At 70.4% G+C, this 26706-nt stretch carries 20 protein-coding genes, 6 pseudogenes and 1 riboswitch; of the genes and pseudogenes, 14 read left to right on the top strand and 12 right to left on the bottom strand.

Going from position 1 to position 26706, the window contains the following annotated elements; genetic code table 11:
* Nucleotides 1-66 precede the first annotated feature (66 nt).
* Nucleotides 67-264, bottom strand: a riboswitch (cobalamin riboswitch).
* Between the two features lie 232 nt (nt 265-496).
* The 3 genes from OHO27_RS02270 to aceA all read right to left on the bottom strand — a co-directional run bounded on the left by OHO27_RS02270 (nt 497) and on the right by aceA (nt 4350).
* Nucleotides 497-1366, bottom strand: a complete 870-nt coding sequence (locus OHO27_RS02270) for a 3-hydroxybutyryl-CoA dehydrogenase (RefSeq protein ID WP_328419756.1) — start codon at nt 1364-1366, stop codon at nt 497-499.
* Nucleotides 1363-2961 carry a malate synthase A gene (gene aceB, locus OHO27_RS02265; RefSeq protein WP_328419754.1) on the bottom strand — a complete coding sequence of 533 codons (1599 nt, stop codon included), beginning with the start codon at nt 2959-2961 and terminating at the stop codon, nt 1363-1365. Before aceB ends, OHO27_RS02270 begins: the two co-directional genes overlap by 4 nt.
* Nucleotides 2962-3066: 105 nt before the next feature.
* Nucleotides 3067-4350, bottom strand: coding sequence for an isocitrate lyase (gene aceA, locus OHO27_RS02260; RefSeq protein WP_328419752.1), 1284 nt, complete (start codon nt 4348-4350; stop codon nt 3067-3069).
* A gap of 387 nt (nt 4351-4737) precedes the next feature.
* Here aceA and OHO27_RS02255 point away from each other — a divergent pair, with 387 nt between their 5' ends.
* Nucleotides 4738-6153, top strand: a complete 1416-nt coding sequence (locus tag OHO27_RS02255) for a short-chain fatty acyl-CoA regulator family protein (protein WP_328419750.1) — start codon at nt 4738-4740, stop codon at nt 6151-6153.
* Between the two features lie 20 nt (nt 6154-6173).
* On the opposite strand, the pseudogene OHO27_RS02250 reads toward OHO27_RS02255, so the two are convergent.
* Together OHO27_RS02250 and tsaD are read right to left on the bottom strand one after the other, a co-directional pair.
* A pseudogene (locus OHO27_RS02250) lies at nt 6174-6805 on the bottom strand (GNAT family N-acetyltransferase).
* Nucleotides 6805-7874, bottom strand: a pseudogene (tsaD, locus tag OHO27_RS02245) (tRNA (adenosine(37)-N6)-threonylcarbamoyltransferase complex transferase subunit TsaD). The pseudogenes OHO27_RS02250 and tsaD overlap by 1 nt, the downstream one beginning before the upstream one ends.
* Before the next feature lie 206 nt (nt 7875-8080).
* Between tsaD and OHO27_RS02240 the strand changes: the two are divergent.
* Both OHO27_RS02240 and OHO27_RS02235 read left to right on the top strand, forming a co-directional pair.
* Nucleotides 8081-9205 carry a HoxN/HupN/NixA family nickel/cobalt transporter gene (locus OHO27_RS02240; RefSeq protein ID WP_328430326.1) on the top strand — a complete coding sequence of 375 codons (1125 nt, stop codon included), beginning with the start codon at nt 8081-8083 and terminating at the stop codon, nt 9203-9205.
* Nucleotides 9206-9277: 72 nt separating this feature from the next.
* The gene (locus OHO27_RS02235; protein ID WP_328419748.1) at nt 9278-9919 is read left to right on the top strand and encodes a superoxide dismutase; all 642 of its coding nucleotides are present in this window, start codon (nt 9278-9280) and stop codon (nt 9917-9919) included.
* A 129-nt stretch (nt 9920-10048) separates the two neighbouring features.
* On the opposite strand, the gene OHO27_RS02230 is transcribed toward OHO27_RS02235, so the two are convergent.
* Nucleotides 10049-10273 (bottom strand): twin-arginine translocase TatA/TatE family subunit, encoded by a 225-nt coding sequence (locus OHO27_RS02230; RefSeq protein WP_328419746.1) that lies wholly within the window; start codon nt 10271-10273, stop codon nt 10049-10051.
* 91 nt (nt 10274-10364) lie between these two features.
* Nucleotides 10365-10852: pseudogene (locus tag OHO27_RS02225) on the bottom strand (TerD family protein).
* Nucleotides 10853-11007: 155 nt separating this feature from the next.
* Here OHO27_RS02225 and OHO27_RS02220 point away from each other — a divergent pair.
* From OHO27_RS02220 to OHO27_RS02190, 7 genes and pseudogenes are all read left to right on the top strand, one after another.
* Nucleotides 11008-11439: a BlaI/MecI/CopY family transcriptional regulator gene (locus tag OHO27_RS02220; protein WP_328419744.1), complete on the top strand. Its 432-nt coding sequence runs from the start codon at nt 11008-11010 to the stop codon at nt 11437-11439.
* A gap of 6 nt (nt 11440-11445) precedes the next feature.
* Nucleotides 11446-12378, top strand: a complete 933-nt coding sequence (locus OHO27_RS02215) for a M56 family metallopeptidase (protein ID WP_328419742.1) — start codon at nt 11446-11448, stop codon at nt 12376-12378.
* 194 nt (nt 12379-12572) lie between these two features.
* Nucleotides 12573-13930: pseudogene (locus OHO27_RS02210) on the top strand (LCP family protein).
* A 189-nt stretch (nt 13931-14119) separates the two neighbouring features.
* Nucleotides 14120-15232, top strand: a complete 1113-nt coding sequence (locus OHO27_RS02205) for an acyltransferase family protein (RefSeq protein ID WP_328419740.1) — start codon at nt 14120-14122, stop codon at nt 15230-15232.
* A gap of 244 nt (nt 15233-15476) precedes the next feature.
* Nucleotides 15477-15764 carry a DUF3040 domain-containing protein gene (locus tag OHO27_RS02200; RefSeq protein WP_328419738.1) on the top strand — a complete coding sequence of 96 codons (288 nt, stop codon included), beginning with the start codon at nt 15477-15479 and terminating at the stop codon, nt 15762-15764.
* A 597-nt stretch (nt 15765-16361) separates the two neighbouring features.
* Complete coding sequence (locus tag OHO27_RS02195) at nt 16362-17579, top strand: cation:proton antiporter (protein WP_328419736.1); 1218 nt, start codon at nt 16362-16364, stop codon at nt 17577-17579.
* Nucleotides 17580-17682: 103 nt separating this feature from the next.
* Nucleotides 17683-18638: pseudogene (locus tag OHO27_RS02190) on the top strand (PucR family transcriptional regulator).
* A 32-nt stretch (nt 18639-18670) separates the two neighbouring features.
* On the opposite strand, the gene OHO27_RS02185 reads toward OHO27_RS02190, so the two are convergent.
* Together OHO27_RS02185 and OHO27_RS02180 are read right to left on the bottom strand one after the other, a co-directional pair.
* Nucleotides 18671-19930, bottom strand: a complete 1260-nt coding sequence (locus OHO27_RS02185) for a cation:proton antiporter (RefSeq protein ID WP_328419734.1) — start codon at nt 19928-19930, stop codon at nt 18671-18673.
* 6 nt (nt 19931-19936) lie between these two features.
* Nucleotides 19937-20422 (bottom strand): cation:proton antiporter regulatory subunit, encoded by a 486-nt coding sequence (locus OHO27_RS02180; RefSeq protein WP_328419732.1) that lies wholly within the window; start codon nt 20420-20422, stop codon nt 19937-19939.
* A 139-nt stretch (nt 20423-20561) separates the two neighbouring features.
* Between OHO27_RS02180 and OHO27_RS02175 the strand changes: the two genes are divergently transcribed.
* Entirely contained in the window at nt 20562-21005 is a 444-nt protein-coding gene (locus OHO27_RS02175) for a hypothetical protein (protein ID WP_328419730.1), read from the top strand.
* Nucleotides 21006-21080: 75 nt separating this feature from the next.
* On the opposite strand, the gene OHO27_RS02170 is transcribed toward OHO27_RS02175, so the two are convergent.
* A complete protein-coding gene (locus tag OHO27_RS02170) occupies nt 21081-22658 on the bottom strand; it encodes an MFS transporter (protein WP_328430325.1) in 1578 nt (525 codons plus the stop codon).
* Between the two features lie 295 nt (nt 22659-22953).
* On the opposite strand from OHO27_RS02170, the pseudogene OHO27_RS02165 reads away from it, so the two are divergent.
* The 3 genes and pseudogenes from OHO27_RS02165 to OHO27_RS43065 all read left to right on the top strand — a co-directional run bounded on the left by OHO27_RS02165 (nt 22954) and on the right by OHO27_RS43065 (nt 25978).
* Nucleotides 22954-24211, top strand: a pseudogene (locus OHO27_RS02165) (MFS transporter).
* 45 nt (nt 24212-24256) lie between these two features.
* Entirely contained in the window at nt 24257-25255 is a 999-nt protein-coding gene (locus OHO27_RS02160) for an MBL fold metallo-hydrolase (protein ID WP_328419728.1), read from the top strand.
* A gap of 60 nt (nt 25256-25315) precedes the next feature.
* A complete protein-coding gene (locus tag OHO27_RS43065) occupies nt 25316-25978 on the top strand; it encodes a DUF1275 family protein (RefSeq protein ID WP_443059505.1) in 663 nt (220 codons plus the stop codon).
* Here OHO27_RS43065 and OHO27_RS02155 read toward each other — a convergent pair.
* Both OHO27_RS02155 and OHO27_RS02150 read right to left on the bottom strand, forming a co-directional pair.
* Entirely contained in the window at nt 25894-26280 is a 387-nt protein-coding gene (locus OHO27_RS02155) for a peptidase inhibitor family I36 protein (protein ID WP_328419726.1), read from the bottom strand. The two genes, OHO27_RS43065 and OHO27_RS02155, sit on opposite strands and share 85 nt — an antisense overlap.
* A 19-nt stretch (nt 26281-26299) precedes the next feature.
* The gene (locus OHO27_RS02150; protein WP_328419724.1) at nt 26300-26674 is read right to left on the bottom strand and encodes a peptidase inhibitor family I36 protein; all 375 of its coding nucleotides are present in this window, start codon (nt 26672-26674) and stop codon (nt 26300-26302) included.
* Between the last annotated feature and the right edge of the window lie 32 nt (nt 26675-26706).

Raw genomic sequence — 26706 nt, 5'->3', positions numbered from 1 at the left:
TGGTATGTACGCCGACCCGCCCACGAGGTCACCGGGATGTCCGCGCACGAGTCGTCCGCGCGCGGGCAGTTGGCAGGTCTTCGGACTCGCGGGCACATCCTCCTGACCGGAGGACACCTACTGGCCGTCGCTTCCCAGGCCCTTGTCTCGGGCCCAGTGCGGATGACGGCGGTCGTTCCCACTCACCGCTGCGGGGCAGTCCCGGATTCCCACCGGGTTCCCTCTTGCGACGCATCCCACCTGGCGGGCGGGGCGAACCAGCTGCACCGGCCAGCCTACGGGGTGGCACCGCGGAGGGAACCGCGGCGTCCATGATTCGGATGGTGAAATGGGACACCTGAGCGCCCTGAGCGCCCTGCGGGTCCCGAGAGCCGGAACGCCACAGGGCGGGACGCGCGCCGTATACGCGCTTCCCGCCCTTCCCCTGTGTCCACCGCGCGGGAACCCTCACTCCCGGCGGCGACGCGGGCCCCTCAGCCCGCGTCGTACCAGGCCCTCAGTCCTGGTCGTAGATGTGGAACCCGCGACCGGCCTTCCGGCCGAGCAGTCCCGCCTCCACCATCCGCTGGAGCAGCGGGGGAGGGGCGTAGAGAGGTTCCCTGAACTCGTCGTAGAGCGACTCGGCGATCGAGGCGACGGTGTCGAGGCCGATCAGGTCCGCGAGCCTGAGCGGGCCCATGGGGTGGGCGCAGCCCAGCTCCATGCCCGTGTCGATGTCGGTGGCGGTGGCGAAGCCGGACTCCGCCATCCGGACCGCGGACAGCAGGTACGGGACGAGCAGGGCGTTGACGACGAAGCCTGCCCGGTCCTGGGAGCGGATCGCGGTCTTGCCGAGCGCGCGGGTCGCGAAGTCCTCGACCGCGGTGATCGTCGCCCCTGAGGTGTGCAGCGAGGTCACGATCTCGACCAGCGGCAGGACGGGCACCGGGTTGAAGAAGTGCAGGCCCACCACCCGGTCCGCCCGGCCGGTCGCCATGCCGAGCCGCATGATCGGCAGTGCGGAGGTGTTGGTCGCCAGCACCGCCTCGGGGTCCTCGACGATCTTGTCGAGCGCGGCGAAGACCTCGGTCTTGGCGGCCGGGTTCTCGATGACGGCCTCGACGACGAGCTGCCGGTCGGCGAGATCGTCCAGGCTGCCGCTGAAGACCATGCGGGCGAGCGCGTCCCGCGCCGCGGCCTCCTCCAGCTTGCCGCGGCGGACCGCGCGGTCCAGAGACGCCGCCACCCGGTCCCGCGCCGCGCGGGCCGCGACCGCGTCCACTTCGCAGACCACCGTGTCGAGTCCGGCCCGTGCGCACACCTCGGCGATCCCGGCCCCCATCTGCCCGCCGCCGACCACCCCGACGCGCTGGATGCCCCCGCTCATGCCCCGGCCTCCGTCCGCTTCACGAGGTGCCGCGTGTACGCGTCCGGGGTGAAGAACAGCGGCAATTCGCCTGCCAGCGCGGTCCGTTCGAACAGGGCACGGATCTCGTCGACGGGCGCCCACGGGTACTCGGCGCCGAGCGCGACGATCTCGTCGTCGAGCAGCCGCAGCACCGTCTCCCGGTCGCTCACCCGGTGCCGGAGCCACTGCCAGATCTGCACGCGGGCGATCTCGGCGGTGGCCGCGTCCTCCATCAGGCCGTCCAGCGCGACGGCGCCCTGGCCGCGCAGCCAGGCGGCGAAGTAGCGCAGCGCGACGGCGATGTTGGTGCGCACGCCCTCCGCAGTCGGCGGCCCGCTGATCCTGCGCACCGAGAGCAGGTCGGCCGCGGACACCTCGACGTCGTCGCGGGTACGGTCGATCTGGTGGGGCCGTTCGTCCAGGACACCGTCGAAGACCTCGCGGCAGACGGGGACGAGCCCGGGGTGGGCCACCCAGGAGCCGTCGAAGCCGTCCTCGGCCTCTCGCTCCTTGTCGAGCCGGACCTTGGCCAGCGCGGCGTCGTTCGCGGCCGGGTCCTTGCCGGGCACGTGGGCGGCCATGCCGCCGATGGCGTGGGCGCCGCGCTTGTGGCAGGTGCGGACCAGGAGTTCGGTGTACGCCCGCATGAAGGGGGCGGTCATCGTCACCTTCGCCCGGTCGGGGAGGAGGAAGTCGGTGCGGTGACCGAACGTCTTGATCAGGCTGAACAGGTAGTCCCAGCGGCCCGCGTTGAGCCCCGCGCTGTGCTCACGCAGCTCGTAGAGGATCTCCTCCATCTCGAACGCGGCGGTGATCGTCTCGATGAGGACCGTGGCGCGGACCGTGCCGCGCGGGATGCCGAGCAGTTCCTGGGCGACGACGAAGACGTCGTTCCACAGGCGCGCCTCGTACCGGTTCTCCAGCTTCGGCAGGTAGAAGTACGGGCCGTACCCGGCGTCGATCCGGCGCTGGGCGCAGTGGAAGAAGTTCAGGCCGAAGTCGACCAGGGCGGCGGGCACGGGCCGCCCGTCGAACTCCAGGTGCTCCTCGTCGAGATGCCAGCCGCGCGGGCGGACCATGACAGTGGCGAGCCGGTCGCTCTCGCCGAGCCGGTACTCCTTGCCCTCCGCCGTGGTGAAGTCGATCCGGCGCTCGATGGCGTCGAGCAGGTTGAGCTGGCCGCCGACGACGTTGTCCCAGAGGGGAGCGGTCGCGTCCTCGAAGTCAGCCATCCAGACCTGGGCGCCGGAGTTGAGCGCGTTGATCGCCGTCCGGCGCTCAGGCGGGCCGGTGATCTCGACGCGGCGGTCGGTCAGGCCGGGGGCAGGTGGCGCGACGCGCCAGGTCGGGTCGGCGCGGACGGCGGAGGTGACCATGGGGAAGCCGAGCGGTGAGCCCGATGCCAGCCGCAGCGCCAGCCTGCGGCGCTCCTTCATGAGTTCCTGGCGGCGTTCGCCGAACTCCGCAGCGAGCCGGCCCACGAAGTCGAGGGCGGCAGGCGTGAGGATCTCGTCGTGACGGTGGCCCGGACCGGCGAGGACACGGACATCGTGGGTCAGTGCGGTGGTGGACATCGGATTCTCCTGAGAGGGGAGCGGAGGGGGCGGACAGGGACGGTCGCCCGTCCCCTCCGCTCGGCCACTGGGAGCCGCGCGGCGCGGGGCACCCGGTCTGGCGGCCTAGTGGAACTGCTCTTCCTCCGTGGACCCGGCCAGCGCAGTCGTGGACGACGTCGGGTTGACGGCCGTCGACACCAGGTCGAAGTACCCCGTACCGACCTCGCGCTGGTGCTTGACGGCCGTGAAGCCGTGGGCCTGCGCGGCGAACTCCTTCTCCTGCAGGTCGACATAGGCGGTCATGCCGTGCTCGGCGTAGCCGCGGGCGAGGTCGAACATGCCGTGGTTGAGGGAGTGGAAGCCGGCCAGCGTGATGAACTGGAACTTGTAGCCCATCGCGCCCAGTTCACGCTGGAACTTGGCGATCTGGTCGTCGTCCAGCGCGGCCTTCCAGTTGAAGGACGGCGAGCAGTTGTACGCCAGCATCTGGTCCGGGTACCGGGCGTGGATGGCCTCGGCGAACTCGCGGGCCTGCGCCAGGTCCGGGGTGCCCGTCTCCACCCAGATCAGATCGGCGTACGGCGCGTAGGCGAGGCCACGGGCGATGACCGGCGCCATGCCGTTCTGCACCCGGTAGAAGCCCTCGGCCGTGCGCTCGCCGGTGACGAACCCGGCGTCGCGCTCGTCGATGTCGGTGGTGAGGAGGTTGGCGGCGAGGGCGTCGGTGCGGGCGACGATGACGGTGGGCACGTCGGCGATGTCGGCGGCGAGGCGGGCCGCGTTCAGGGTGCGGATGTGCTGCGAGGTCGGGACGAGGACCTTGCCGCCGAGGTGGCCGCACTTCTTCTCGGAGGCGAGCTGGTCCTCGTAGTGGATGCCGGCCGCACCGGCCGCGATCATCGCCTTGGTCAGCTCGAAGGCGTTGAGCGGACCACCGAAACCGGCCTCGGCGTCGGCCACGATCGGCGCCAGCCAGTCCGTCGTGTCGCCCGCGCCCTCCGCGGTGGCGATCTGGTCGGCACGCAGCAGCGCGTTGTTGATCCGACGCACCACCTGTGGCACCGAGTTGGCCGGGTACAGGCTCTGGTCGGGGTAGGTGTGCCCGGCCTGGTTGGCGTCGGCCGCGACCTGCCAGCCGGACAGGTAGATCGCCTGGAGCCCGGCCTTGACCTGCTGCACCGCCTGGCCGCCGGTCAGCGCGCCAAGGGCGTGGATGTAGTCCTGCTCATGCAGCTGGCGCCACAGCCGCTCGGCCCCGCGCCGGGCCAGCGTCTGCTCCTCACGGACACTCCCGGACAGCCGGACGACGTCCTCGGCGCTGTAGGTGCGCTCAATGCCCTGCCACCTCGGGTCGGTGGCCCAGCGCCGTGCGAGCTCCTCGGCCGCCTGCGTCCTCGCCTGTGCCATGACTGTCACCGTCTCCTCGGTCTGTTGTGTCTGCCAATCTCGTGCTGATCTCCGCACGAATGGCACTGCGTGTCTCATTCAAGGGATACGGCCCGCCGTCACCCCGAAGGGGCGAAGGTGAGCAATGCTGCCGGTACGGGCTGCCGTCCTGCCGGGATCTCCGACGTCAGGGCATGAATCGCGCCCCGGTTCCGGGCGGAGCCTGCCGTGTTCGGCGGGCCGCACTCACACTCTGGCACTGGCACTGAGTGCCATCAACCGTGGAGGCATGCCAAGTTTTGCGAATCTTCTCGCCGCCGTTTGCCAATCTTGCGAAGGGTGCTGAAAGCGCCGGGTCGCGTACGCTGACCTGGTCTCAGCCCGTCCTGACGTGGAGGAACACGCGCGGTGAGCAAGACCTATGCGGGGGCGCGGCTGCGCAGGCTCCGCGAGGAGCGCCGGATGAGCCAGGCCGAGCTGGCCCGCGTCCTCGCCATCTCGCCCAGCTATCTGAACCAGATGGAGCACGACTCCCGCCCGCTCACCGTCCCCGTGCTGCTCCGGCTGACCGAGACCTTCGGACTCGACCCGAACTTCTTCTCCGAGCGCGACACGACCCGTCTGATGGCCGACCTGCGCGAGGCGCTCACCGGTGAGATCGCCGAATCCCGCGTCTCCCCGTCCGACCTCGCGGAACTCGCCTCCCGGATGCCCGCGGTCGCGCGGGTCCTGCTCGACCTGGGCCGCCGCAACCAGCTCCTGTCCGAGCGGCTCGTGGGAGCGGCCGACGGCCGTGACACCGCCGTCGAGTCACCGCGCTCACCCCACGAGGAGATCCGGGACTTCTTCTACCGCCGCCAGAACTACCTGCACGACACCGACCTCGCGGCCGAACGCCTCGCCGAGGAGATCGGCATCCGGCCCGGCGAGGTCGTCGGAGCCCTCACGGCGAGACTGGCCGGCACCCATGACGTCCGCCCGGCCGCCGGGACCGGCGACCGTCTGCACCACTTCGACGCGGCGACCCGCACCCTCCACCTGTCCACCCGCCTGCGCCCCGGCCAGCGGGCGTTCCGCATGGCCACCCAGCTGGCGCTCCTCGAATACGGCGACGAACTCGACCGCCAGGCCGCCGAGGACTTCCCGCCCGGCTCACCCGCCCACGCCCTGGCCCGCATCGGCATCGCCAACTACTTCGCGGCCGCGCTGATCCTGCCGTACACCGCCTTCCACACGGCGGCCGAGGAGTTCCGCTACGACATCGAGCGCCTCACCGACCGCTACGGCCTCGGCTACGAGACCGTCTGCCACCGCCTGTCCACCCTCCAGCGCCCCCGACTGCGCGGCGTGCCCTTCTCCTTCGTCCGCGTCGACCGCGCCGGGAACATGTCCAAACGCCAGTCGGCCACCGGCTTCCACTTCTCCCGCGCCGGCGGCACCTGCCCCCTGTGGAACGTCTACGAGGCGTTCGCCGCACCCGGTCGCATCCACGTCCAGATCGCCGAAATGCCGGACGGACAGCGCTACTTGTGGACGGCCCGCGCGGTCACCCGGCACCGCGGCGGCTGGGGCGAGCCCGGCAGGACGTACGCCATCGGGCTGGGCTGCGAGATCCGCCATGCCCATCGCCTCGTCTACTCCGACGGCCTCGACCTCACCAAGGCCTCCGCCGCGACCCCGATCGGCATGGGCTGCCGCGTCTGTGAACGCCTCGACTGTCCGCAGCGGGCGGCCCCTCCGCTCGGCCGGGCACTCGCCGTCGACGAGCACAGCAGCACGTTCGTGCCGTATCCGGTCGAGGTCGAGAACGACGGGCGGGCGTGACCGGGCCCAGACCTTGCTGTTCAGCCGGCAGCAGGAGCCGTGCCGGGCGGTGCGGCCGGCATCCACGATGACGGGGACGGCGCCTGCGTCAGGGGCTGGACGGCCAGGGACCGGGCGGGGTGACGAGGGCTCAGGAAGACCACGATGCCCTTTCCGCGGGGGGAGGGGTGGGTGGCCTGCGTCCAGCCCTGGCGGCGGTAGAAGGACATGGCCCGCCCCGACCGGACGGAGGTGAGCAGCCAGGAGCGGCCTTCGGGAGCGTCTGCGGTGACCGCTTCCAGCAGGCCGGCGGCGAGGCCGGTGCCCTTGGAGCCGGCGCGTACGGCGAGTTCGTCTATCTCGCGCGCGCCGCACAGCCAGGCGCCGGTGCGGTCGTGCCCGAGCCCGGCGGCGGCCTGGGGGTAGCAGCGGTCGGTGGGGAAGGGGAGAGGGTGGTCCAGGCGGTGGCGAAACCCAAGACCTCCTCACCGTCGAAGGCGAGCGCGGCCGTGAAACCCGGACGCCGTACGTTCACCGGGAGCCGCGCCGCGAACTCGACGGCCTTCTCCTCGTCCTCGTCCCAGGGCGGGGCGCAGAAGGCGTCGGCGTACACGGACCGCAGGGCGGTGGTGTGGCGGAGCAGCGCGCCGTCCTTGAAGACGCGGATGCCCATCAGGCCGCCACCGCCCCGGCCGCCACAGGGTGCAGCGCCGCGTACTCCAGCGGCGCCGACGGATCGATCGACACGTCCAGCGGCGTCGGTCCGGCACCGGCACGTACGAGGAGGTCGCCGACGGCGGCGATCATCGCGCCGTTGTCCGTGCACAACCGCAGGGGCGGTACGCGCAGTTCGACACCCGCGGCGCTGCAGCGCTCCTCGGCCAGCGAACGGACACGGGAGTTCGCGGCGACCCCGCCGACCACGACCAGCGTGCCCACGCCCTGCTCGACGCAGGCCGCCACCGCCTTGCGGGTCAGCACGTCGGCGATGGCTTCCTGGAGCGAAGCCGCGCCGTCGGCCACCGGCAGCTCACCGCCCGAGTGTCCTTCCGCCCACCGCGCGGCCGCCGTCTTCAGCCCGGAGAAGGAGAAGTCGTACGGCTTGTCGCGCGGGCCGGTCAGAGGGCGCGGGAAGGGGCAGCGCGCGGATCCCCCACGCGCGCTGCCCGGTCGATGGCCGGGCCGCCCGGATAGGGCAGCCCGAAAACGCGCGCGACCTTGTCGAAGCACTCCCCGGCCGCGTCGTCGAGGGTGTCGCCGAGATGGACGATCGGATCGCGGGCCAGGTCGCGGACGAGGAGCAGCGAAGTATGGCCGCCCGAGACGATCAGCACCATGCAGGGATCGGGCAGCGGACCGTGCTCCAGGGTGTCGGCGGCGACATGGCCGGCGAGGTGGTGCACGCCGTACAGGGGGACGCCGAGCGCGTACGCGAGGCCCTTCGCCCCGGCGAGCCCCACCTGGAGCGCGCCCGACAGGCCCGGTCCGGTGGTGACGGCGACCGCGCCGATGTCGGAGAGCCGCAACCCGGCCCCGTCCAGGGCCCGTTGGATCACCGGGCGTACCGAATGCACATGGGCGCGGGCGGCGATCTCGGGTACGACACCGCCGTACCGGGCGTGTTCGTCCATGCTCGACGCGATGGCGTGGCCGAGCAGCCGACCGTCCCGAACGAGCCCCGCGCCGGTCTCGTCGCACGACGACTCGATGCCCAGCACGATCGGAGATGTCTTGCGTCCCATGCCGACCCACCTTTCTGCAGTGCGAATGCTATTGCAAGTATTGTGCAATAAGGGCCTGACTGAATCCTGACGCGGGCTTTGCCGCCCCTGCGTTGTTCTTGCAACTCGCTGGCAGAAGCCTGGGCTGCGCGGCTGAGAACAGCCATCGGACCAGCAGTAAGGCCCCCACCCCCATGACCTCCTCGTGGCACCGCATCCGTACGTCCATGACCCGCAAGGAGTGGGCGAGCCTCGGCGGAATGGCCGCGTTCATCCTGGCGCTGCACGTCATCGGCTGGTTCACCCTCGTGGTGATCGTCACCCCCGAGCACTACAGCCTGGGCAGCAAGACCTTCGGCATCGGCATCGGCGTCACCGCCTACACCCTCGGCATGCGGCACGCCTTCGACGCCGACCACATCGCCGCCATCGACAACACCACCCGCAAGCTGATGAGCGAGGGGCAGCGCCCGCTGTCGGTCGGCTTCTGGTTCTCCCTCGGTCACTCCTCGATCGTCTTCGCCCTCGCCTTCCTTCTCTCCCTGGGTGTCAAGGCGTTGGCCGACCCGGTGCAGAACGACGACTCCGCACTGCACAGCGTGACCGGCTGGATCGGTACGACGGTCTCGGGGGCATTCCTCTATCTCATCGCAATCATCAACATCGTGATCATGGCCGGCATCTGGAAGGTCTTCCGGCAGATGCGCACCGGCCACTTCGACGAGGCCGCCCTCGAAGAGCAGCTCAACAACCGGGGCTTCATGAACCGCCTCCTCGGCCGCCTGATGAAGTCGATCACCAAGCCCTGGCAGATGTATCCCCTGGGCATGCTCTTCGGTCTCGGCTTCGACACCGCGACCGAGATCGCGCTCCTCGTCCTCGCCGGCTCGGGCGCGGCATCGGGGCTGCCCTGGTACGCGATCCTGTGCCTGCCGCTCCTGTTCGCGGCCGGCATGTCGCTGCTGGACACCATCGACGGCTCGTTCATGAACTTCGCCTACGGCTGGGCGTTCTCCAAGCCGGTCCGCAAGGTCTACTACAACCTCACCATCACGGGCCTGTCGGTCGCCGTCGCCCTCATCATCGGCACCGTCGAACTGCTGGGCCTGATCGCGGAGAAGGCGGACCTGCACGGCCCGTTCTGGGACTGGGTCTCCGGCCTCGACCTGAACATCATCGGCTACGTCATCGTCGCGCTGTTCTTCGCCACATGGGCGTTGGCCCTGCTGGTCTGGAAAGTCGGCCGCATCGAGGAGAAGTGGACGGCGGGCCTGGCCCGCCCTGCCGGGCAGGGTTCGGCCGGCAGTGGTGCCGCGCTGCGACACGGCGCAGGTCCTAGGTCCAACGCCTGATCGTAAAGCTGTCGCTCTTACTGTTAACGTGCAGCTGCATACCATTCGCAATAACGTCGGAGGACGTTGGACATGGCGGTTTACACGCTTCCGGAGCTTCCGTACGACTACGCGTCGCTCGCCCCGGTCATCAGCCCCGAGATCATCGAGCTGCACCACGACAAGCACCACGCGGCGTACGTGAAGGGCGCGAACGACACGCTGGAGCAGCTCGCCGAGGCGCGGGACAAGGAGTCGTGGGGCTCGATCAACGGCCTGGAGAAGAATCTGGCCTTCCACCTCTCCGGCCACATCCTGCACTCGATCTACTGGCACAACATGACGGGCGAGGGCGGCGGCGAGCCGCTGGAGAAGGACGGCGTGGGCGAACTCGCGGACGCCATCGCCGAGTCCTTCGGCTCCTTCGCGAACTTCAAGGCCCAGCTGTCCAAGGCATCGGCCACGACCCAGGGTTCCGGCTGGGGCGTACTCGCCTACGAGCCGCTCAGTGGCCGACTCATCGTCGAGCAGGTCTACGACCACCAGGGCAACGTCGGCCAGGGCTCGACACCGGTCCTGGTGTTCGACGCCTGGGAGCACGCCTTCTACCTCCAGTACAGGAACCAGAAGGTCGACTTCATCGAGGCCATGTGGCAGGTCGTCAACTGGCAGGACGTCGCCAAGCGCTACGCCGCCGCCAAGGAGCGCGGCAACAGCCTGCTGCTGACGCCGTGATGCCGTAACACGCCGCGGATGTCCTGCTCGTGATCGTCTTCTCAACCTTCACCGGCAGGCAGCACGACGAAGGGCTCCCATAAGGTCGTGACCTGTGGGAGCCCTTTCGTGATCTCGTGCCGTTCCGCCCTACTGCGCGCCCGAGCTCTGGGGCCTCGGTCCCTCCGGGGCGACGGTCTCCCCCTGAATCACCCGGGGCGCCCCGGGAGCGTCCTCGTCCTTCATCGCATTGGCCTCGGACTTCAGGATGCGCGCCGACTTGCCCGCCGAACGGGCGAGTTCGGGAAGCTTCTTCGCGCAGAGGACGGCGATGACGACGAGGAGGATGATCACGAGTTCGCTCAGTCCGAACATGAGGGTTCCGTCCTTCTGGTGAGCTGGGTGACGTGTTGGCGCAGGTGGAGCAGGGGTGAGTAGCGTCCCACGGTCGAGCGGAGCAGTGCTGTCAGACGTCGACACCGAAGTCGGCGGCGATCCCGGCGAGCCCGGAGGCGTAACCCTGTCCGACGGCTCGGAACTTCCCCTCGGTGCCGTGGCGGTACAACTCGCCGAAGACCATGGCCGTCTCGGCCGAGGCGTCCTCGGACAGGTCGTAGCGGGCGATCTCGGCGCCGCCGGCCTGGTTGGCGACGCGGATGAAGGCATTGCGGACCTGGCCGAAGCTCTGGCCGCGGTTCTCGGCGTCGTGGATGGAGGCCGGGAACACGATCCGGTCGACATCGGTGGGCACGGCCGCCAGATCGACTAGAAGACGAAGTGCCGGTCGGACAGGACCTTTCCGGAGGCGTTGAGCAGCAGGGCGGAGGCGTCGAGGTCGTAGTCGGTGCCGGTGGTCGTGCGCACGTCCCAGCCCAGTCCGACCAGGACGGCGGTCAGACCCGGCGCCTCCTTGCTGAGCGAGACGTTGCCGCCCTTGGACAGGGAAACTCCCACTGATGCTCTCCCCTTTCGCGTGAGGTGATGGCGCTGATTGCAGTCCTCTGAAATCTACATCACTGTAGAAGGAATGGGAGGGCCTCTGCTTTCCTTACGATGTACCGCTCGATGTATCGCACATGACGCGCAGGTCAGCGGAAGGGAGACAGGGCATGGCGGATGACCGGCAGCGTTCCCGGCGCCGGGGACAGGGCGAGCTGGAGGCGCTGGTCCTGTCGGCACTGCAAGGGGCGGACGGTCCGGCGACGGCCGGCTGGGTGCAGGAACGGCTCGGCGGGGACCTCGCCTATACGACGGTGATCACGATCCTGACCCGGCTGCTGGCCAAGGGCGCGGTGACCCGGGAGCGTGCGGGCCGCTCCTTCGCGTGGACGTCGGCTTCGGACCAGGCGGGGCTCGCGGCGCACAGGATGCGCAGGGTGCTGGACGCGGAGAGCGACCGCGGGGCCGTGCTCGCCAGCTTCGTCACCGGTCTGGGTCCGGACGACGAGCGGCTGCTGCGTGACCTGCTGGGTCAGTCGCGGAGCGAACCGGGCGGCCCCCGGAGCGAACGGGGCCGTTCCCGGAGTGAAGGGGACAACTGACACCTCATGGGGGTCTTCGTCTTTCTGCCGCTCGTCCTGCCGCTCACGGCATGGCCGATCGCACGCCTCGCCGAGCGGCACCTGCATCCCCGCACCGCGACGAGGCTGCTCACCGCTGTCGCCGCTGTGATGGCGGTGTGCAGCACGGTGTGCCTGGGCCTGGCGATGGTGGTCGGAACCGCCCAGCTCCCGGGGAACCCGCTGCCGGACGGCTGGTCGGACCCCGAGGTGCGGGCGGCCGTGCCGTACGACGAGATCGTCGGCAGGGCGGCCGTCCCGGCGCTGTGCGCGGTGGTCGTTGCCTGCGGGCGGACACTGTGGCGGCACGGCCGGGTGTGCCGCCACGCCCACCGGGCGCTCGCCGCGCTGCCGGGCACGGGTGTGGTCGTACTCCCCGACGAGGTGCCGTACGCGTACGCGCTGCCGGGTGGCCGACGGGACCGGGTGGTGGTGACCACGGGGCTGCTGGACCGCCTCGAACCCGCCGAACGCCGGGCGCTCTTCGCTCACGAACGGGCCCATCTGGCCGCGCGGCACCACCGTTTCCTCCTCGCCGTCCAACTGGCCGCGCGGGCCAACCCCTTCCTGCGCCCGCTGCGCACAGCGGTGTCGTACACAGCGGAACGCTGGGCGGACGAAGAGGCCGCCCGGGCGGCTGGCAGCCGCCGGACGGTGGCGAGCGCGATCGGCAAGGCGGCGCTGGTGTCCAGGGGCACTCCGGTCGCGACCCTGGCAGGCTTCGCGGCGGCAGGGCCGGTGCCGCGCCGGGTGGCCGCACTGCTCGGGCCCGCTCCGCAGGGCCGTCGTTGGCCGTCGCTGTTCACCTCGGTGGGCCTGGCGGCGTGGTGCGCGGCCGCGGGGACGGCCGTCTCGGCGATGTCGTCGGCGAACTCGGCGGTGCCGGTGGTCCTCATCCTGCGCGCGGCGACGCCTCTCTGAACGGGCGCTCCCCGAGCGGGCGTTGACTTTCCCGGCCGGCCGTCGAGGGGCGCTGCCACGGGAATTTTGCCGGTTCGTGCGATCCAGGCAACGGATGTTGCGAAGATCGTCGTCTGTTCGGGGTGAGGGGTTCGGGCTTCGGCCATTCAGCTATCGAGGGGGCGCAGGTGACGGGGACGGGGAAACGCCGACGCATGCCGGGCGGCGAGGGGAATACCCGGCTGACGCGACGGGGGAGGATCCTGGCGTGGGGGGTGGGGGTGACGTCGGCCGTCGTCCTCGGAGTCGCCGGGGTGGGCGCCTGGGTCTACCAGGACCTCAACGACAACATCAAGTCCGCGGACGTCGATGACAAGATCGGCGGCGACCGGCCCGAGAATCTCAGCCCGGGCTCGAAGAACATCCTGGTCGTCGGCTCCGACAGCCGCGACGGCGCCAACGCCGAGTACGGCAAGGACCTGACCACCATGCAGTCGGACACGCTGATGGTGCTGCACGTCCCGGCGAACCGGGAATGGGCGACGGTGGTGTCGTTCCCCCGTGACTCCTGGGTGGAGGTACCGGCCTGCGACAAGGGCGACGGCAGCACCTCCGCGCCGCACCACTACAAGATCAACGAGGCGTTCGCGCTCGGTGGCACCAGTGGCGAGGTCGCCGGTGCGGCCGCCTGCTCCATCAAGACGGTCGAGGCCAACACGGGCCTGCGCATAGACCACTTCATGTCCGTCGACTTCCAGGGCTTCAAGGGCATGGTCGACGCCCTGGACGGCATCGAGGTCTGCCCCGAGCAGGCCATCCACTCCAAGAAGGCCCGACTGGACATGGAGCCCGGCTGCCAGACGGTCGGGGGCGAGAAGGCACTCGGCTATGTGCGCGTGCGCTACGGAGTCGGCGACGGCTCCGACATCGGACGCATCGGACGCCAGCAGGAGTTCATGGACGCCCTCGCCGAGAAGGCACAGGCCAAGCTGACCAGCCCGAAGGCGCTCTACGGCTTCCTGCAATCGGCCACCAAGTCCCTGACCACGGACCCCGATATGGCCGGCATCAAGCCGCTGTACGGCCTCGCGTCGGAACTCAAGGGAATCCCGAGCGACCGTCTGACCTTCCTCACGGTCCCCAACTACCCGCGCGAGGCTGACGTGGCCTCCGACAAGGCCAACGTGGTCTGGCAGTACCCGCAGGCCACCGAGCTGTTCACCTCCCTGGCCAGGGACAAGGAAGTCGACAAGAAGCGCCTGGAGGCGGACGCGAAGAACCCCGTGTACGCCTCTTCCGTGCGCGTCCAGGTCCTCAACGGCACGGGGGTCTCGGGGCTGGCCGGCACCGTCGCGGAGAAGCTGCGCGCGGCCGGCTTCACCGTCGCGGGCACGGGCAACGCCCCCAGAACAGCGGCACTACGAAGGTCACCTACCCGCCGGGCCTGGAGAAGCAGGCCCAGGCGCTCGCCGCCCGGCTGCCAGGGGTCCGGGCCGCGCCGGACTCGGCCGCGGGGGCGGGTGCGGTCACCCTGGTCGTCGGGAAGGACCTCGACCTCGACGACATCCGCTGACCCGCACGCCGGGGCGGACGCGAGCCGACTGGGCGGACGCCGCCCGCCCCGGCGACAGCCGGCGGCCGGCCGCGTCCGCCCGAGGGAGGCGTGTAGAAACAAGTGGTGGCCGTCATGGTGGCTCATACGTGTGCGTTGGCACACGGTGTGCTTGAACCGGCGCAGGGACATGTGCTTAGGGTGCTCGCGATGTCCGCTGACGCCACACCCGCCCCCACTGTCACACTCGCACCGGAGCGACGGCGGCCACCGCTGCCTTCCACGGGGGTGGCGGAGAGACGGGCCGAGCGGCGGGATCCCTTCCTCGACAACGCCAAGTACCTGGCGATCCTCCTGGTGGCGGCAGGTCACGCCTGGGAACCGCTGCGGGAGGGCAGCCGGACCGTCACCGCGCTGTACATGCTCGTGTACGCCTTCCACATGCCGGTGTTCGCGGTGCTCTCGGGCTACTTCTCGCGCGGCTTCGAGGCGGACCGCCGGAAGATCGGACGGCTGCTCACCGGCGTGGCGGTCCCTTATGTGGTCTTCGAGGTGGCGTACACCCTCTTCACGCGGTGGACCAGCCAGGATCCCGACCGGCCGATCAGTCTGCTGGACCCGCTGTACCTGACCTGGTTCCTGGCGGCCCTGTTCGTCTGGCGGCTGACGGCTCCGATCTGGCGGCTGGTCCGGTGGCCGTTGCCGCTCGCTCTCGGCGTGGCGATGCTGGCCACCCTCTCGCCCTCGATCGGCAACGACCTCGGCCTCCAGCGTGTCCTGCAGTTCCTGCCGTACTTCGTGCTCGGCCTGCAACTGAAGCCGGTGCACTTCCTCCTGGTCCGCCGCCGTGAGGCGCGCACCCTCGCCCTGCCGGTCCTCGGCTGCGCCCTCGTGGTGGCGTACTGGGCCGTCTCGCGGATGGACTACGGCTGGTTCTTCCACAGCGAGAGCGCCCGGGAGCTCGCCGCGCCCGCCTGGTACGGCCCCCTGATGACCCTGGCCACCTTCGGCTGCTCGGTCGTCCTGGTCGCCTCCTTCCTCGCCTGTGTGCCCGGGCGCCGGACCTGGTTCACGGTGCTGGGCGCAGGCACGCTGTCCGGCTTCCTGCTGCACGGGTTCGTGGCCCAGGCGGCCAAGTACTTCGGCTGGTACGACCACGCCTGGATCCGGCAACCCGCAGGTGAGATCGCCGTCACACTGATCGCGGTCGCGGTCATGTCCCTGCTCTGCGCCCCCGCGGTACAGCGGGTCTTCCGCCGTGTGACGGAACCGCTGGCACCGCCGGTGGCGGTGCGCCGGCGCCCGCCCGCTGTTCCGAGCTGACTGCGGACTGAGCCGGCCTACGGCCATGTGCTCATCGGAGCCCGTGCACGCGCTACGGACGTTGTCGGCAGTGTTCGTGCAGGTCCGCCGACGGGTGTTTGTGCAGGTTCGCCCCCAGGAAAGATGGGAGTTGGGCCTGATGGCGGGAGCGGCCGGGAGGATTCCGGGAGGGACGCCGGAGCGGGCCGTTTGCGGCGCCGAGCAGGTGCGGATGCCGGGCCCGGGCAGCGGGGAAGGGGGAGCCATGCCTCAGTCCGACGACGAGGGTCTGGGCGCGCTCGAAGCACGACTCGCGCGTGACGACCCCCGCTTCGCCCGGGCGATGGGCGCCGGACGGCCCACCCGGCCCCGCGAGTACCGCCGCACCGGCGCCTGGTGGATGCTGACGGGCGCGGTTGCCGTACTGGTCACCGGAATCGTCCTGGCCGACGGACTTCTCATCGCCGCAGGCCTGGTCCTCACCGGCATTGCCGGGCAGCTCTTCGATCCGCATCGCCCGCGAACAGGGCGCCGCTGCCCACCGCGTCGCTGACGCGCCGGTGGGACGGCCGCAGATACGACAACTTCCGTATGATCATCGGAATTTGGCATGCGCTAGAATCCTTTACCGAGCCCTTACGCTCCGTTGAGCGAGGGGTTGCTCAGTCGTTGGTGGTCGTTGCCGATTCCGGCCGACGTGATGGGGGGCGTGACATGGGTCCGGTCATCCGTGCGCGCGTCGAGATCCCCGCACGCGTCGAGAACGCCGCCCGCGACGGCGTTCCTGATACCGACAGCGCCGTCGGCCTGAAGGGCCGCTCCGCGCGCTGACGCGCACCGCGCCCGACGAGGACGACCGGCCACGGTACGGCCCGTCACACGTCACACCGCGGTCCGGGCCCACCAGCAGGCCCCTGCGAGCCCCGTCGCAAGGACACCACCCCACCTCGCCATGCGCGCGGCCGCTCACTCGGCTCGCGCGCACGAATCTCGGCACTGCCTCGTCGCACGACCCCACCGAGCCGACCGGCCCGAGCGGTTGCCCGCAGCCGCGACGGCGCCCATGCACCCCCGGAGCTCAACTCCGGCCGCCGGCACCCGCACCTGGCACAGACGCCGCCACCGAACCGATCACGGAGGTCAGACGCCCGTGCACAACACCACAGCCATGCTCATCGAACTCGGCGCGATCATCCTCGCCCTGGGGCTGCTGGGCCGCCTCGCCGGCCGGGTGGGCTTCTCGCCCATACCCCTGTACCTGCTCGCCGGACTCGCCTTCGGCCACGGGGGCATCCTTCCCCTTCAGGCCAGCGAGGAGTTCGTCGCCACCGGCGCCGAGATCGGCGTCATCCTGCTGCTGCTCCTGCTCGGTCTGGAGTACAGCGCCTCCGAACTCGTCGACACGCTCAAGACCCAATACCCGTCCGGCGCGGTCGACTTCGTCCTGAACGCCGCCCCCGGAGCCGCGATGGCCCTGCTGCTGGGCTGGGGCCCGGTCGCCGCCGTCGCCCTGGCCGGTGTCACCTGGATCTCCTCGTCCGGCGTCATCGCCAAGGTCCTCGGGGATCTGCGCAGACTCGGCAACCGCGAAACTCCGGTCGTGCTCGGCGTGCTGGTCCTCGAAGACCTCTCCATGGCCGTCTACCTGCCCATCCTCACCGCCCTGTTGGCCGGCGTGAGCCTCGCGGGCGGCGCCTTGACCCTGCTGATCGCCCTGGGCACGGTCGGCGCGGTGCTGTACGTGGCGCTGCGCCACGGCCGCCTCGTCAGCCGTGCGGTCTCCTCGGACAGCGCGGAGATGCTGCTGTTGGTCGTGTTCGGCCTCACCCTGCTCGTCGCGGGCATCGCCCAGCAGCTCCAAGTGTCGGCGGCGGTCGGTGCGTTCCTGGTCGGCATCGCCCTGTCCGGCGAGGTCGCCGAAGGGGCCGGCAACCTCCTCACCCCGCTGCGGGACCTGTTCGCCGCGGTGTTCTTCGTCTTCTTCGGCCTGCACACCGACCCCGCGGACATCCCGCCCGTACTGGTACCCGCCCTCGCCCTGGCCGCCGTCACCACCCTCACGAAGATCGCCACCGGCTACTGGGCCGCCCGCCGTGCCGGCATCTCACGCAAGGGACGCTGGCGGGCAGGCGGAACCCTCGTGGCGCGGGGCGAGTTCTCCATCGTCATCGCCGGACTCACCGTCGGCGTCGAACCGCGCATCGGCCCGCTGGCCACCGCCTACGTCCTGATCCTGGTCGTACTCGGACCACTCGCCGCCCGCTGGACCGAGCCCCTGACCCGCCGCCTCGCTCGCCGCTCCCCGCGCGAGACGCCGGCCGCGACGACGGTGGCCGAACCGGCCGAGGCCGTGCATGCGAACGGCTGAGCCGCACAGCCCGGGGTGCGTGGGCACGACGCCGGTCGGACCGCCGCCGGCCGCGCACGGTACCGCCGGCCGACGACAACTGCCGCCGGCGAAGGGGAAGAGCGTGAGGACGGTCGACTGCGCCACCGACGTGTTCCTCGAAGGCTTCGGGCAGATCCTCGCGGACGCCGCCGCCACGGGCCGCCGCCTGACCCGCGACGAGATCGACTCCCGCAGGGCCCTCGGCGCCAGGGCAGCCGAAGCGGGGCACGGCTGGCGTGCCCTGGTGCGCGCCCATCTCGCGGCCGGCAGCCGCAACCGGCCCGTCCAGGCCGACCCCGACAGCGTCCTCGCCGTCATCGAGCAGGCGGTGGACGCCTTCGCCGACGGATACGAACGCGCGCAGCGACTCGTCATCCGCAAGGAAGAGGCCGCCCGCCGCGAGTTCATCGACGACCTGCTCCACGGGCGAGGCGATCCGGGTCATCTCGCCGCGCGCTGCGAACGGTTCGGGCTGCGTCTTTCCCGCGCCCACGCAGTCGCCGTGGCCGAGGGGCCGTAGAAGTACGACGAGACCGACCCGGCACCCCGCCAGGTGGCGGACGGCCGAATGGTCTGCATCGCCCCCGGCGATCAGGAGGGCGTCCTCACCCACTTCGCCAGGCTCGCGCTCGCCGCCACCGGCGTGGGCCAGGTCGCCGTGGGCCGACCCCGGCAGGGCGCGGTCGGTATCGGCCACAGCTACGAAGAGGCCCTCAACGCCCTGGACGTTGCCCAGCGCATGGGCCTCGACGATCCCCTCCTCCGGGCCGCCGACCTGCTCGTCTTCCCCGTACTGGCCCGCGACCGGCAGGCACTGGTCGACCGATGCTCGACACGCTCAGCGTGTACTTCGACACCGGCTGCGTGGCTGCCGCCGCGGCCCGGCACCTGTCGCTCAGCGTGCGCGCGCTGACGTACCGGCTGGCCCGCACCCGCACCCTGACCGGCAGCGACCCCACCGATCCCGGCCACCGCTACGCCCTGCAGACGGCGGTCATCGGCGCCCGCCTCCTGGACTGGCCGAACAAGCCTCTGTGAGCCCAGGTTTCAGCCCTGGTGGCTGCGATGATTCATGACCGGCCGACGGTGTCCTGATCGTCCACCGTTTCGAGGGGCGCCGCAGGCGATGCCTCTCTCGCGGCCGGTACGTGCGCCGTCGGCGCGGGCTTGCCGAGACGGGCCGTCAGGCGCATCGCCACCGGTTCGGTGAAGCGGGCGGTGAGCGGTCCGAGGATGACCAGGATGAGGACGTAGGCGGTGGCGAGCGGGCCGAGGGAGGGCTCGATGCCCGCGGTGACGGCGAGCCCGGCGATGACGATGGAGAACTCGCCGCGGGCCACCAGCGTTCCGCCTGCGCGCCACCGGCCCTTGGCGGAGATTCCGGCGCGCTTGGCCGCCCAGTAGCCGGTGGCGATCTTCGTGAGGGCGGTGACGGTGGCCAGGGCCAGTGCGGGGAGCAGCACCGGCGGGATGCTCGCGGGGTCGGTGTGCAGTACGAAGAAGACGAAGAACACCGCGGCGAACAGGTCCCGCAGCGGGGCCAGGAGATTGTGCGCGCCCTCGGCGACCTCGCCGGACAGGGCGATGCCGACCAGGAACGCACCGACCGCCGCGGACACTTGGAGCTGCTGGGCGATGCCCGCGACCAGCAGGGTCAGGCCGAGGACGACCAGGAGCAGCTTCTCGGGGTCGTCGCTGGAGACGAAGCGGGAGATGTGGCGCCCGTAGCGCACCGCGAGCAGGAGGACGAGTCCGGCGACGCCGAGCGCGATGGCGAGGGTGACGCTGCCCGCCGCGAGACCGGCCCCGGCGAGCAGGGCGGTGATGATCGGCAGGTACACGGCCATGGAGAGGTCTTCGAGGACCAGAATGCTGAGGATGACCGGGGTTTCGCGGTTGCCGAGCCGTCCGAGGTCGCCGAGGACCTTGGCGATGACGCCGGAGGACGAGATCCAGGTGACACCGGCCAGGACGACGGCGGCGACCGGGCCCCAGCCCAGCAGCAGGGCCATGGCCGCGCCGGGCAGGGCGTTGAGCGCGGCGTCGACGAGGCCGGCCGGGTACTGGGTCTTGAGGTTGGACACCAGGTCACTGGCCGTGTACTCCAGGCCGAGCATCAGCAGCAGCAGGATCACGCCGATCTCGGCGCCGATGGCGACGAATTCCTCGCTGGTGCCGAGCGGGAGCAGCCCGCCTTCACCGAAGGCGAGTCCGGCCAGCAGGTACAGAGGTATCGGGGAGAACTGGAAACGGGCGGCGAACCGGCCGAGCAGGCCCAGGCCGAGGATGATCGCGCCGAACTCTATGAGGAAGACAGCGGAGGAGTGCATGCCCGTTCACTCCCGTCCGAGTATCGCGGCGGCAGCCTCCACGCCCTCGCGGGTGCCGATCACGATCAGGGTGTCACCACCCGCCAGCCGGAAGTCCGGCGCCGGCGAGGGGATGGCCTCGGCGCGGCGCAGTACGGCCACGATGGACACGCCAGTCTCGGTACGCATCCGGGTCTCGCCCAGCACCCGCCCGTTCCAGTGCGAGGTGGCCGACAGCTCGACCCGCTCGGCAACCAGGCCCAGGTCGGTCGTGGACAGCAGGTTCGGGCTGTGGTGCGCCGGCATCAGCGCGTCGATGAGGGCCTCCGCCTCTCCCGACGTCATCCGCACCGTCAGCGCACACGCGTCCGGATCGTCCTGCTGGTACGCGTTCAGCGTCCGCGATCCGTCCCGGTGCGCGACCACGGACACGCGACGCTGCTCCCGGGTGGTGAGGTCGTAACGGACCCCGATCCCCGGCAACGGCGTACTGCTCAGGCGTGGAGCGCCCACCACGGTCCCCTGTCTGGTTCGGGTGTTTCTCTGGACAACCTTTGACGACACCCTAACGAGCGTCCGGAGCCGACCGCCGGGCAGGTGGCCCGGGGCTGCCTGGAACAATGGGCTGGACGATCGGGGAGGAAACGTCAGCATGATCGAGTGGGTGTCCCTCAGCTCCGGTGCCAGGCCCGTTCCCCGCCCCGTCGCCACCCCGCTGGTGTGGGCCGCGGCCTTCGGCGGGGCGCTGCTGCTGGTGGCACTGCTCAACTCACTCGTGGGCACCGACCGGCCCGGGCTCGCCCTGGTTCTACTGTCCCTGCTGGCCGCCCTCCTGGGCCTGTGCGCCCGCTTCACCGCGGCTCCCGGCACGGCCCTCCTGTGCTGGCTGTTCCTCAACGGCTTCGCCATCCCGCCCGCCGGAATCCTCACCTGGGTCGGCCACCGCGACACCTTCTGGCTGAGCTGCCTCCTCGCCGCGGCCCTGGTCGGTACGGCTCTGGCCCGCCTGCTTCACGCCCGTGCCGCCTACCGCCGCCTCACCGGCGGCCACGGCCCCACGGCACCGGGCACCGGCAACGGGCCGCACGACGTGTGACGACCGACCGGCAGCCGCTCAAGTCGACGCCGCCGAAAGCCGCTTGCGAGGCCGTGAGGGTGTCCGATATGCAGGTCACGGACCTGTTCGCCGGTCAGGCTGCCCTGCGGGGGCTTGTGTCGCTTCCCGGGGCGGAGTTGTTTGCGATTCCGTGTACGTGGGCGTGACCGCGCGCCCGCCCGGGTGGCGCAGGGCGCACAGGAAGCCGATGCCCAGGGCGATGGCCATGCCGTTGAACACCCACTGGTTGGCCTCGGCGAAGTCCATGCGCACCGCGTTCATCGCATCGCGCAGAGCCGTGGCGGCAGGCCCCGTGCCGGTGGGTGAACTGTTGTCGCCCGTGCCCGTGATGGACTCACTGATGTCGCGGGCCACGTTCTCCGCCACGTCGGGCGACAGGCCGCGGGCCTCCAGGGTCTTCGTCACGTTGGAGTTGGTGACGTGCGTCAGCACGGTGCCGAGGACGGCCAGGCCCACACTCGCCGCGTAGTTGCGTACCGTCTGGGTGATTCCCGTGACCTCCCCGTAGGAGGGACCGATCGCCCGGTTGACGGCGTCCGTGGATGCGGGCGCGAGGATGAAGCCGATGCCCGCGCCGGCAAGGGCGGCGTACGGCCACTGGTCGTGCATGCTCAGGTCGGTGAGTTTGTCGGCCCACAGGGCGAAGCCGACGCAGCCCAGGACGCAGCCGATCTTCAGCGCCGGGCGGGCGCCCTGCTTGTCGAGGATCCGGCCACCCCACTGCGAGGCGATCGCGAAGCCCGCGAAGAAGTACAGCAGGAACAGCGCCGCCTGGTTCGGCGAGGCACTCAGACACACCTGGGCGTACACGGAGGCGAAGAAGAACAGCGGGACGAAGGCCAGCATGGCGAAGAACAGCACCGCCGTGTCCACCGTGAACGCGCGGTCCTTGAAGACACGCAGGTCGATCAGCGGATGGCGCACTCGCCGCTCGTAGGCGACGAACGCGCAGAGCACCACGAGACCGCCGACGATGCAGGCCCAGGTCGCCGCGCTGTCCCACCCCCAGGACCACGCCTGTTGAAAGCCGAGGACGCTCAGACCCATGCCGGCGACGATCAGAACCGCACCCCGGACATCGAGCGTGCCGGGTCGCCGCCGGTCGGCGATGTGGGCGAATGCCGTGAGGGCCAGAGCCACGATGGCCACGGGCACGTTGACCCAGAACACCGCGCGCCAGGTCCAGTTCGTCAGCCAGCCGCCCAGGAGAGGCCCGATGGCCGTCAGCGCGCCGGAGATCCCGAAGAACAGGGCGAGGGCGCGTCCGCGTCGCTCGCGCGGGAACACCGCCACCACCACGGCCAGCGCCGCGGGGAACAGCAGTGCCGCACCGAGACCCTGGGTGGCCCGGAAGGCGATCAGCCAGCTCTGTGCCGCGTCGCCCTTGGGGACGCAGCCGCACAGCACCGACGAGATGACGAAGACGAGGGTGCCGATCAGGACCACCCGGCGCGGCCCGTAGAGGTCCGCCAGGCGGCCGCCCAGCGCGAAGAAGGCGGCCAGGGACAGCAGGTAGGCGTTGACGACCCACTGCATGCCAGAGGCTGACAGACCCAGTTCACGGACGATGTCCGGGGCGGCGATGGCGACGATGGTCTGGTCGATGAACGTCATCGCAACCGCGAACATCATGGCCGTGAGCGCCAAGGTCTGCCGTGGTGCCGACCGAGGTTCGGGCGCGGCTTCGCCGCGCCCCAGAGAGGTGCCACTCACCCGTCCAGTCTGCGCCCGACCCGGCGCCGCCGCATCACAAGCGGTTCGTGCGGGTGTGACGTGGCCCGGGCACCGCCCGGGGAGGTCCGGCGCATTGCGGGAATGCGACATCACCCGTGACGGGCAAGGGTGCCGTCGCAGTACTGCCAGCCACCTCCCCATGGAGCCTGCTGGACTGACCGCCGGACGCACTGCCTGTCACGGACGGAATGTCATGTCGCCAACCACCCCTGCCCGTTCAGCCAACGCCCCGGTCCCGTCCTCCCGTGCCCCGCTGAGGGGATGGACGGCCGTGGTCGCCGTGATGCTGGGAATATTCGCCATCGTCACCACCGAGATCCTGCCGATCGGTCTGCTGACCTCGATCGGATCCAGCTTCGCCATCTCGGACGGGATGGCCGGCCTGACGATGACCATGCCCGGCTTCGTCGCGGCGCTCGCCGCTCCACTGGTCACCGTGGCCACAGCGCGCTTCGACCGCAGGCTGATGCTGTGTGTCTTCACGCTTCTGTTGGCATTGGCGAACTTCCTCGCCGCGGCGGCGCCCGACTACGGCCTCGTCCTGGCCTCCCGGGTCATGGTCGGCATCACGATCGGGGGCTTCTGGTCGATCGGGGCGGGGTTGGCGGAACGGCTCGTACCGTCGGCCTCGGCCCGCAGAGCCACCGCCGTGATCTTTTCCGCCGTCCCTCTGGGATCCGTCCTCGGCGTGCCGACCGGCACTCTCGTCGGAGACCTCGCCGGATGGCGAACGGCCTTTCTGGCCATGGGAGTTCTGGCGGTCGCCGTACTGGCCATGCTGCTGGTGTTCGTGCCGCCGCTCCCCCCGGTCCAGGTCACACGGCTCGGCGTCCTCAACGGCATGCTCCGCAGCGCCGACACCCGCTTCGCGCTCCTGCTGACGTTCGTCGTCGTGCTGGCGCACTTCGGCTCCTTCACCTATGTGACACCGTTCCTGGAACAGGTCACCCACACCAACGGGGCCCTGATCACCACATTCCTGCTGCTCTACGGAGCCGCCGGCATCCTCGGCAACTTCATGGGCGGCGCCTGGGTGGCCCGCTACCCGCGCACCGTCTTCGGGCTGGCGGCAGGCCTGATCGGCGCGGTGACCCTCCTGCTTCCGGCGCTGGGCCGCCGGGAGACCGGCGCGGTGGCTCTGCGTGTGGGGCATCGCGTACGGCGCCGTACCGGTCGCGTCGCAAACCTGGTTCGCCAGGGCGGCACCCCACGCCCCGGAAGCCGCATCGGTCCTGTTCACGGCCTCCTTCCAGGCAACGATTTCCATCGGAGCACTGGTTGGGGGCATCGTGTTGGACCGCACTTCCCCGTCCGCGGTGATGCTGCTGGGCGGCTGTACGGCGGTACTCATGGTCCTGGCCGTAGGGACACGCCGCGCCGAGCGCCGCGGCTCGAACCGTGCCCAACAGGACTGCGGAGACGGGGGATGCCGGCACGCTCGCCTATCGTGATCTCGATGGGATCATGAGTCGGAGCGGTCACCAAGGAGGACCACCATGACTTCTTCTCCGCACGACGACGACTTAGCCGGCCCCTTCTCCAGGCGCCGCTTCGCCCAGCTCGGCGCCCTCGGACTTGCCGGTGGTGTCGGCGCGCTCGGTCTCGGCTCGTCCGCCGTTGCTCTGGGCCGGGACGGACAGGTCCACTACGACCGTGCCAGGTCGCTCGCCGGAAGTGACCCGGTTCTGCTCGCACTTGTGACGGCGCTGACGCCCGACTTCGAGTTTCCTCGTCCGCCCGCGCCGGAGCCGTTGAGGATCTTCGACAACCTGGCCTTTCTGAGCGCTGGTTGGGTCTCCGCGATGGCGGTGCTGACCGATGACGGGATCGTGTTGATCGACGCGCTCACCTCGCCCGCGGACGCCGAGGGCATTCTCGTCCCCGGGTTGCGGGAGCTGTGCGCCGATCCCGCGACGATCAAGTATGTCGTCGTCACGCACGGCCACGACGACCATTTCGGCGGGGCACAGTATCTCGCGGACCGGTACGGAGCGCGCGTTCTGATGGCGCCTGCCGACTGGGACCTCATCGCCCGGACCCGTCCGGACAACGCACCCACCAGGGATCTGGACATCGCGGACGGGCAACGACTCACACTCGGCGGGACGACGATCCGACTGCACCACACCCCGGGCCACACGACGGGCACCGTCTCGCCGATCATCCCGGTCCGGTCCGGATCCGAGTGCCACACGGCCATGCTCTGGGGCGGGGTGAACCCGCCCGGCACGGTGTCGGAGCTGAGCATCTATCGTGCGTCCGTGCGCTCCTTCCGCAAGCGGATGCGGGACGCGAAGGTGGACGTGGAACTGTCCAACCACCCCAACGACCACGGCCTCCAGCGCGTCGAACAGCTGCGGACCCGACCGGACGGCGTCAACCCCTTCGTACTCGGCGAGCCGCGGACACAGCGGTTCATGGCGGTCCTGGACCTCATGCTGCGAGGGAGGACCGCCGACGCCGACCGGGCGCTCTCTGGTGGCGTGGGGGATTAGGCGGTGGTGAGGTGAGGCCTGTCAGGAGGTGACTGCGCAAGGCCGTGGAACGGGACGTGCATGTCGGCACCGGCTCGTTCCGACCCGCTGCCGAAAGCGCTGGTCGTCTTGACCGCGGTCACGGGGGTCGTTGCTCGCCGGGTTCGCGGTCGGCTGCGGGGCGACCTGGCGCCGCGGCACTATGCCGTGATCGGCCTGACCGCGCTGGCCATGGATGTGCGCAGCGCGACGATGTGGCGGCTCGGGGCGAGCCTGAACACCACGTTGGTGACGGGCACGCTGGTCACCCTGGTCAGACACTCGGAGCTGGGCGGCGGCACGCCGGACGCCTCCCAGCGCTACCGCGCCGCTGCTCTCGTGGCGGTCTTCGCCGGCGCGGCCGTCGGCACGCTGCTGCTGCGTGCGGGGCTCACCGTGGCGTTGCTCGTCGCCGCCGCGGGGGTACTGGCCGGCATCGTGGGGCTACGTGGCTCAGCCGGCGCCCGGACGGCCGCACAACGCCTGACCAGCCGTACGTCTGGCCCGTACGTCTCGCCCGTACGTCTGCCGCGTACGTCTTCCCAGCCCGTAGAAGCGAGACTTGCCCCGCCTGCAGAGGCGGAGCAAGTCTCCCTACGTGTGCGTGCGGTGTCGCCGGCTCAGCACTCGCCTCGCCAGACGACACGCGTGATGGTGAGCCCCGGTTCGGCGTTGGCCTTGTACTTGCCCGGGCCGGGGTTGTAGTGGAAGCAGTCGGTCGACGGCTGACCGCCGAGGAACGACGTCACATCGACGTGGTCGGCGCCCGGGTAGACGACTCCGTTGTTGAAGATGGAGCCGACGGCCAGGTTGCCGGACCAGTTGCCCGCAACCTTGAGGACGAGCCGTCCCGTCTGGTTGGCGCCGCTGTAGGCGCAGAAGTAACCCTTCCCGCAGCCGGGCGGGTTGGCTTCCGCCGACGCCGCAGGGGCGAGGGCGAGGACGCCGGTGAAGGCGGCCGCGACGGCCCCGGCGCCCAGGGCTGCGAGTCGCTTTCCGGTCAGCATGATGAGCCTCCCTCCGTTGTCAGCACTCGCCGCGCCATACGACCTTGACGACATGGGTGCCCGGAACGGCATTCGCCTTGTAGGCGCCGGGGCCCGGGTTGTAGTGGAGGCACGCCGTTTCCGTGCCGCCCTCGACGGTGTAGGTCACGTCGACGTGGTCCGCGCCCGGGAAGGCCTTTCCGTTGTTGAACGCAGAGCGGAAGGCGACGTTTCCGCTCCAGTTCCCCTTGGTTTTCACTACGAGTTGACCGGTCTGGTTCTCTCCGCTGTAGGCGCAGAAGTACTCCTTCGGACAGCCGGGCGGATTGGGTTCGGCCGAAGCGGTCGGCGCGGTGACCAGCACGGTGGCGAAGGCGGCAGTGGCCACTGCCCCGATCGCTGCACGTTTGCGCATATCGTGTCTTCCCCCTTGGTCGGCATTACGAA

The sequence above is a fragment of the Streptomyces sp. NBC_00443 genome, assembly GCF_036014175.1.
Lineage (GTDB): Bacteria > Actinomycetota > Actinomycetes > Streptomycetales > Streptomycetaceae > Streptomyces.
This window is presented reverse-complemented; position numbering and strand designations above follow the sequence as displayed.

Excerpts from the sequence above, each read along its gene's own strand:
- OHO27_RS02220 (WP_328419744.1), top strand. The coding sequence starts at position 11,008 with ATGGCGGATGACCGGCAGCGTTCCCGGCGCCGGGGACAGGGCGAGCTG.
- OHO27_RS02200 (WP_328419738.1), top strand. The coding sequence starts at position 15,477 with ATGCCTCAGTCCGACGACGAGGGTCTGGGCGCGCTCGAAGCACGACTC.
- OHO27_RS02175 (WP_328419730.1), top strand. The coding sequence starts at position 20,562 with ATGATCGAGTGGGTGTCCCTCAGCTCCGGTGCCAGGCCCGTTCCCCGC.
- OHO27_RS02170 (WP_328430325.1), bottom strand. The coding sequence starts at position 22,658 with ATGATGTTCGCGGTTGCGATGACGTTCATCGACCAGACCATCGTCGCC.
- OHO27_RS43065 (WP_443059505.1), top strand. The coding sequence starts at position 25,316 with ATGTCGGCACCGGCTCGTTCCGACCCGCTGCCGAAAGCGCTGGTCGTC.
- OHO27_RS02215 (WP_328419742.1), top strand. The coding sequence starts at position 11,446 with ATGGGGGTCTTCGTCTTTCTGCCGCTCGTCCTGCCGCTCACGGCATGG.
- OHO27_RS02185 (WP_328419734.1), bottom strand. The coding sequence starts at position 19,930 with ATGCACTCCTCCGCTGTCTTCCTCATAGAGTTCGGCGCGATCATCCTC.
- OHO27_RS02155 (WP_328419726.1), bottom strand. The coding sequence starts at position 26,280 with ATGCTGACCGGAAAGCGACTCGCAGCCCTGGGCGCCGGGGCCGTCGCG.
- aceA (WP_328419752.1), bottom strand. The coding sequence starts at position 4,350 with ATGGCACAGGCGAGGACGCAGGCGGCCGAGGAGCTCGCACGGCGCTGG.
- OHO27_RS02160 (WP_328419728.1), top strand. The coding sequence starts at position 24,257 with ATGACTTCTTCTCCGCACGACGACGACTTAGCCGGCCCCTTCTCCAGG.
- OHO27_RS02235 (WP_328419748.1), top strand. The coding sequence starts at position 9,278 with ATGGCGGTTTACACGCTTCCGGAGCTTCCGTACGACTACGCGTCGCTC.
- OHO27_RS02230 (WP_328419746.1), bottom strand. The coding sequence starts at position 10,273 with ATGTTCGGACTGAGCGAACTCGTGATCATCCTCCTCGTCGTCATCGCC.
- OHO27_RS02205 (WP_328419740.1), top strand. The coding sequence starts at position 14,120 with ATGTCCGCTGACGCCACACCCGCCCCCACTGTCACACTCGCACCGGAG.
- OHO27_RS02150 (WP_328419724.1), bottom strand. The coding sequence starts at position 26,674 with ATGCGCAAACGTGCAGCGATCGGGGCAGTGGCCACTGCCGCCTTCGCC.
- OHO27_RS02270 (WP_328419756.1), bottom strand. The coding sequence starts at position 1,366 with ATGAGCGGGGGCATCCAGCGCGTCGGGGTGGTCGGCGGCGGGCAGATG.
- aceB (WP_328419754.1), bottom strand. The coding sequence starts at position 2,961 with ATGTCCACCACCGCACTGACCCACGATGTCCGTGTCCTCGCCGGTCCG.
- OHO27_RS02240 (WP_328430326.1), top strand. The coding sequence starts at position 8,081 with ATGACCCGCAAGGAGTGGGCGAGCCTCGGCGGAATGGCCGCGTTCATC.